Genomic DNA, 5,712 nt, shown 5'->3' on the forward strand with positions numbered 1-5,712 from the left:
CGTTCGTCACGAATCAGCCCGTTTCGGCGCGAAGGTACGGCTTCGATTCGTGTAGAATTCGCGCGCTTCGGCGCGTACGCGCGGCATTCGTGACGAATCGGGCGGGCCAGCTACGTGGTGGGGTTGGCCCGGGGGGGCGCGCCCGCGCCGCCCCCCTCCCCCACGAATCGAAGCCGTACCTTCGCGCCGAAACGGGCTGATTCGTGACGAACGCCGTGCATTCGTGACGAATCGCGCGCATTCGTGACGAATCGCGGCCGGGGCGGGCGGGGAGGGTCAGCGGGCCAGCGCGGCGAGTAGAGCGTCGATGACGGGCTGCTGACCCTTCGTCAGCTTGCGGCGCGCCTCCTCCAGCGGGAACCAGCCGGCCGCGTCCACCTCGGGGAACTCCTGCATCCGTCCCGACCGCGGCGGCCACTCCAGCGCGAAGGTGTTGCTCGCGATCCCGGCCGGGTCGAAGTCCGTCTCGGCGGCGAACACGACGATGGTCTTGCCGGAGGCGCGGAACTCGCCGAGTCTCTCGTATGCGGCCGCCGGGGCGGGGGAGCCCATCTCCTCCGCGAACTCGCGCAGCGCGGCGGTCAGCTCGTCGGTCTCGCCCGGCTCGACGAGCCCCTTCGGCAGCGACCAGGCCCCGTCGTCCTTGCGCGCCCAGAACGGGCCGCCCATGTGCGCCAGCCACACCTCGCGTCCGGCGCCGGTGTCGCGGTGCAGCAGGATCGCCGCGCTGCGCACCGGCATCAGTGCAGCGCTCCGCGGTCGTCCGGCGTCATGCAGACACCCTACGGCGGACGGGCGACTAACGTGGAGGAGTGAACTCCGGCGACGCATGGGTGGAAGGTCCGAACGGCGAGCGGTTCTGGGGCAGGTTCGGCGCCGCCGGGCTCCTGGTCCACGATCTGCGCCGCGGGATCCTGCTGCAGCACCGCGCCGACTGGAGCCACTTCGGGGGCACCTGGGGGCTGCCGGGCGGCGCCCGTCACGAGGGCGAGTCGGCGGTCGAGGGCGCGCTGCGCGAGGCGGCGGAGGAGGCCGCAGTGCCGGCCGACGCGGTGCAGGTGCTGTTCGAGAGCGTGCTCGACCTCGGCTTCTGGAGCTACACGACGGTCGTCGCGCAGGCCGTGCGGCCGTTCGAGGCGCACATGGCGGACGTCGAGAGCATCGAGCTGCGCTGGGTGCCGGTCGCCGAGGTGAGCGGGATGCCGCTGCATCCCGGCTTCGGGAACGCCTGGCCGGAGCTGCGGGCACGGCTGACCGCCCTCGCGGGCTGATCCCCGCGAGGGGAGGGGCGACCGGACGGATGCGGGCGGGCTAGGACGCCAGGCGCGGCCAGAGCAGCGCGCCCGGCACGTCCGCGCAGCCGGAAGGCAGCCCGACGTACGCGCCGGCGCCCGGGTACGGCGCCTGGCCCGGGTAGCCGGGCGCGCCGGGATAGCCGGGGTCGCCGCGGTAGCGGTAGTCCGCGTCGGCGAACAGCCGGTCGCCGTGGACGGTGCCCAGGTAGGCGCCCGAGGGCGTGACGGCGACACCGTCGTCCCACGGGAACCACCCGATCCAGTCGCCGTCGGGGTTGAACAGGTACCGGTTCCGCTCGTCCGAGCGGAACGCGATCCACACCCCCTGGCTGTCGTGCAGGTATACGGTCATCGTCGATCGCCTTTCGGGTCGGCATCGTCGTGCGATGAATGTTCCTCACCTTAGCGGAGGAGGCCGCCGTGGCGCGAGATGTCGGCGGCGGGCCGGAGAATGGAGGCGTGCACATCGTCCTGGACCGGACCGCGTCCGGCGGCATCGTCGCCGTCGACCCGGCCGCCGAGCCGGGCACCGCGCCGGAAGCGGTGGAGGCGGACGGCCTCCCCGACTTCGTGCGCGAGCGCGAGGCGGGGGAGGACCGGCCGCGCTGGGTCTGGAACGACACGCGCGCCTGGTACCCGGCGCTGCTCGCGGCGGGCGTCCGCGTCGAGCGCTGCGTCGACCTCCGACTCAGCCACGCGATCCTGCGCCACTCGGCGCTGAGCGCGTCGTCCCGGCTCGCCGCCGCTCCCGCCGGGCCGTGGGATGCGCCGGTCGACGTCGACCCGGAGCCCATCCCTGCCGCGACCGCCCTCTTCGACCTGGACCACCGGGAGCCCGACGCGCCGCCGTCCGCGGCGGCCGAGTTCGCGGCCCAGCAGGAGGCGGTGGCGGGAAGCGCAGACCCGCGGCGGCTCCGGCTGCTGCTCGCGGCCGAGTCCGCCGGTGCGCTGATCGCCGCGGAGATGCGGTTCGCCGGCCTGCCGTACAGCGCCGAGCGTCACGACCGGCTGCTGTCCGACCTGCTCGGCCCGCGTCCCGGCTACGGCCGGCCGGTCGTGCTCGAGGAGCTCGCCACCGCGATCCGCGGGAGCCTGGACGCGCCGGACCTGAACCCGGACAGCCCGCCCGACCTGCTCAAGGCGCTGCAGCGCGCCGGGCTGATGGCGACCTCCACGCGCTCGTGGGAGCTGAAGCGGATCGAGCATCCCGTGATCGAGCCGCTGCTGCACTATAAGAAGCTGTCCCGGCTGCTGTCCGCCAATGGCTGGTCCTGGCTCGACGCGTGGGTGCACGACGGCCGGTTCCGGCCCGACTACCTGCCGGGAGGCGTCGTGACGGGACGCTGGGCCACCCGCGGCGGCGGCGCCCTCCAGCTGCCACGGCAGGTGCGCGGCGCCGTCGTCGCCGACCCCGGCTGGAAGCTCGTCGTCGCCGACGCCGCCCAGCTGGAGCCCCGCATCCTCACCGGGCTGGCCGCCGATCGGGCGATGGCGGCGGCCGGGCGGGGCAAGGACCTGTACGCCGGCATCGTCGCGACCGGCGCCGTCGAGGAGCGCGCGCAGGCGAAGGTCGCGATGCTGGGCGCGATGTACGGAGCGACGACGGGCGAGAGCGGCCGGCTGATGCCGCGGCTGACCAGGGCCTTCCCGAAGGCGGTCCGGCTCGTCGAGGAGGCGGCACGGGCGGGGGAGCGCGGCGAGGTCGTCACCTCGCGGCTCGGCCGCAGCTCGCCCCGTCCGGGCGGCTCGTGGCAGGCGACGCAGGCCGCCGCCTCCTCCGCCGAGTCGACGGCCTCCGACGAGCGCCGCGCGCGCAGCCAGGCGCGCGACTGGGGGCGCTTCACGCGCAACTTCGTCGTGCAGGCCAGCGCCGCCGAGTGGGCGCTGTGCTGGATGGCCGACCTCCGCAACCGGCTCACCGCGCTCGCGCCGGGGCGGCCGCTCACCGAGAGCCCGCACCTGGTCTACTTCCTGCACGACGAGGTGATCGTGCACGCCCCGGAGGAGCTCGCCACCGCGGCCGCGGAGGCCGTCGTCGCCTCGGCGGCGCAGGCCGGCCGGCTGCTGTTCGGATCCTTCCCCGTGGAGTTCCCGGTCACCGCCGCCATCGTCGATTCCTACGCCGAGGCCAAGTGACGGAATTCACGAGTGTCGGACTTGGTTGTTGCCCGAGACTGACCGAGGATGGAGACCATGACCGACACCGCCACCGCCCCCGTCGACCCGCGTGACGTCCTGGCGCGCTACCGCCAGCGCCGCGAGCAGGCCGTCACCGCGCCGAAGGGCAACCTGGCCCTGGTGAACACGCAGTGGATCACGGGCGACCCCGCCGAGGCGCAGCCGATCTGGGGCGTCCCCGGCCTCTGGGCTCCGCTGCCCGCCGGCAAGTCCGGTCTCAAGGTCGTAGCGACCGCCGCCGACGGCATCACTGTGGACGGAGTCCTCGTCGACGGCGAGGCGATCGTGCGCGGCAAGGACGACCCCGAGCCGTCCGAGATCGTCTTCAGCGACACGGTCACCGGATTCGTGATCGCGAGCGAGGAGGGCGACTACGCCCTGCGCGTCTGGGATGCGAACTCGGAGGCGATCCAGGAGTTCGGCTCCATCGACGCGTTCGACTTCAACCCCGAGTGGATCATCCAGGCCACGTTCTCGCCCATCGAGGGCGGCAGGACGGTCGGCTTCGAGCACCTCAAGGACGACGGCAAGACCAGGGACATGGTCATCCCCGGCGAGATCACGTTCAGCAAGGACGGCGTCGACTACAACCTGGCGGCGTTCAAGTCGGGCCGTGCGCTGCAGCTGGTCTTCGCGGACAGCACCAACGGCGACAGCACATACTCGGTCGGGCGCTTCCTCTTCGTCGCCCCGAACCCGGACGGCACCGTCACGCTGGACTTCAACCTCGCGGTGCTCCCGCCGTGCGCGTTCAGCTACAACTTCAACTGCCCGCTCCCGCCCGCGCAGAACCGCTTCGCGGTGCCGATCGAGGCGGGCGAGAAGAACGTCCTGAACAAGCAGGGCGAGCTGCTGCACTGACCTCAGCCGGCGGCGGCGGGTTTCCGTCCCCGGCGCGGCCGCTCCGGGCTGCGCGGCTGCACGAGCGCCGCGGGGTGCGCGGCGAGCGTCGCGGCCACCTCGTCCAGCCACTCGATCGCGGCGCGGGCGCCGAGCTCGGCCGCGCGGTTCGCGGCGAGCAGGGCGCGCGAGTCCGCCTCGTGGGTCAGCTCGCGGATGCGCTCCGCGAACGCCGCCCGGTAGTCGGCGACCACGGCCGCCGCGTCCGCCCCGGCGATCGAGGCGGCGACGAGCACCTGGTCCTGCATCTCGTCCCAGTCCGGGCGGGCGTCCGTCGGGCCGGACGTGAGCCACGCGGTCGCCTCGGTCGTCCCGGCGGGCGTGAGCGCGTACAGGGGGAGGCCGTCGTCGGTCTCGCCCGCCGACTCGACCAGGCCCTGCTCCACCATCCGGTCGAGCGTCGAGTACACCTGCCCGGCGTTCAGCGTCCTGCGGTGCGCCGCGCGCATCAGGAACTCGTTCTGCAGCTGCGAACCGTATGCGGCGCCCTGGGTGAGGACCGCGAGGAAACCGTACTGGACCGACATACTGGGTATGCTATTCCGTCGCGCCGTCCGGGGCGCGGGGGAATCGCCGAATCACAATCTTGTAACTCCGCGCGATTCTCCGGCATAATCGTGGCAGCGCTTGCGAAGGCGCCCAATTTCACAGCTCATGGCTCACCGTTCCTGGTCGTAGGGGAAGACGCACCAACGAACGGAGGAAACCATGACGGCTCACGCAGCCCGAGGAGTGCTCTACGTGCACTCCTCTCCCAGCGCGCTCTGCCCTCACATCGAGTGGGCGGCGGGTCGCGCTCTCGGTCGCGCCGTCAACTTCACGTGGGAGACGCAGCCGGTGCTGAAGGGCGCCCAGCGCACCGAATTCTTCTGGGACGGCCCCCAGGGCACCGGCGCGCGCCTCGCGTCCGCGCTGCGCGGCTGGGAGCACCTGCGCTACGAGGTGACAGAGGACGCCGGTCTCGGCACGGACGGCGGCCGCTGGATGCACACCCCCGACCTCGGGATCTTCTTCGCGCAGACGGACACCGCGGGCAACATGGTGATCCCGGAGGAACGCGTCCGCTACGCGATGGAGATCGCCGGCGCGAACGCGCTCGAACTGCACCGCGAACTCCGGCTCGCGCTCGGCCAGGCCTGGGACGACGAGCTCGAGCCGTTCCGGCACGCGCACGACGACACCTCGGTCATCGGGCTGCACAAGGTGGGCTAGGCTCCCGCGGCGGGCCAGGCACGGCCGCCCGCACGCGGTGAACGAAAGGGAGGAGTTCCGGGGGCGGGGGGGCCGGCACTCCGCCCCAACACGCGGTTGGGGGGCCGCCGGCCCGGCGTGGCTCCCC

At 73.0% G+C, this 5,712-nt stretch carries 7 protein-coding genes; 4 read left to right on the plus strand and 3 right to left on the minus strand.

Translation table 11 applies throughout. The annotated features are described in order from the left end of the window. Positions 1-276 precede the first annotated feature (276 nt). On the minus strand, positions 277-741 hold the full coding sequence (locus tag ACTHMF_RS02210; RefSeq protein WP_314149430.1) for an NUDIX domain-containing protein: 465 nt from the start codon (positions 739-741) through the stop codon (positions 277-279). 71 nt (positions 742-812) lie between these two features. Between ACTHMF_RS02210 and ACTHMF_RS02215 the strand changes: the two genes are divergently transcribed. After that, the gene (locus tag ACTHMF_RS02215) at positions 813-1,271 is read left to right on the plus strand and encodes an NUDIX domain-containing protein (RefSeq protein ID WP_314149429.1); all 459 of its coding nucleotides are present in this window, start codon (positions 813-815) and stop codon (positions 1,269-1,271) included. A 40-nt stretch (positions 1,272-1,311) separates the two neighbouring features. On the opposite strand, the gene ACTHMF_RS02220 is transcribed toward ACTHMF_RS02215, so the two are convergent. Beyond that, the gene (locus ACTHMF_RS02220) at positions 1,312-1,647 is read right to left on the minus strand and encodes a hypothetical protein (protein WP_440316125.1); all 336 of its coding nucleotides are present in this window, start codon (positions 1,645-1,647) and stop codon (positions 1,312-1,314) included. Between the two features lie 107 nt (positions 1,648-1,754). On the opposite strand from ACTHMF_RS02220, the gene ACTHMF_RS02225 reads away from it, so the two are divergent. Then, positions 1,755-3,431, plus strand: a complete 1,677-nt coding sequence (locus ACTHMF_RS02225) for a bifunctional 3'-5' exonuclease/DNA polymerase (protein WP_440316126.1) — start codon at positions 1,755-1,757, stop codon at positions 3,429-3,431. A gap of 57 nt (positions 3,432-3,488) precedes the next feature. Beyond that, on the plus strand, positions 3,489-4,334 hold the full coding sequence (locus tag ACTHMF_RS02230) for a DUF1684 domain-containing protein (protein ID WP_440316127.1): 846 nt from the start codon (positions 3,489-3,491) through the stop codon (positions 4,332-4,334). Between the two features lie 2 nt (positions 4,335-4,336). On the opposite strand, the gene ACTHMF_RS02235 is transcribed toward ACTHMF_RS02230, so the two are convergent. After that, a complete protein-coding gene (locus ACTHMF_RS02235; protein ID WP_440316128.1) occupies positions 4,337-4,900 on the minus strand; it encodes a PadR family transcriptional regulator in 564 nt (187 codons plus the stop codon). 181 nt (positions 4,901-5,081) lie between these two features. Between ACTHMF_RS02235 and ACTHMF_RS02240 the strand changes: the two genes are divergently transcribed. Then, on the plus strand, positions 5,082-5,585 hold the full coding sequence (locus tag ACTHMF_RS02240; RefSeq protein WP_440316129.1) for a DUF3145 domain-containing protein: 504 nt from the start codon (positions 5,082-5,084) through the stop codon (positions 5,583-5,585). Positions 5,586-5,712: the final 127 nt, after the last annotated feature.

Source organism: Leifsonia sp. (assembly GCF_051955155.1).
In the GTDB taxonomy this organism is placed as follows: domain Bacteria; phylum Actinomycetota; class Actinomycetes; order Actinomycetales; family Microbacteriaceae; genus Leifsonia.